We start from the raw sequence: 278 nt of genomic DNA on the forward strand, positions 1-278 counted from the left end.
GGCGGCAAAAATTTCGCCCAGCAGACCGGCGCTGCCCATCACGTTCGGGGCATGCTTCAGCAGATAGCTGTTGCCGGCCAGCAGGATCGGCACCGCGCCGCGCATCACCTGCCAGACCGGGAAGTTCCACGGCATCACCGCCAGTATGGCGCCCAGTGGACGATACTCAATTACCGCCTGGTTATTTTCCACCAGGGTAGCTTCCGTCGCCAGCATCGCCGGGCCGTGTTCAGCGTACCAGTCGCAGAGGTTGGCCGATTTCGCCACCTCGCCGCGCG

1 protein-coding gene is annotated in these 278 nt (G+C 64.0%); it reads right to left on the reverse strand.

Going from position 1 to position 278, the window contains the following annotated elements:
• On the reverse strand, positions 1–278 hold a 278-nt coding region (locus ACSIPU_RS31300; RefSeq protein WP_435322593.1), incomplete at both ends, for an aldehyde dehydrogenase family protein.

Source organism: Klebsiella sp. HN106 (assembly GCF_051209435.1).
GTDB classification, from domain to species: domain Bacteria; phylum Pseudomonadota; class Gammaproteobacteria; order Enterobacterales; family Enterobacteriaceae; genus Klebsiella; species Klebsiella oxytoca.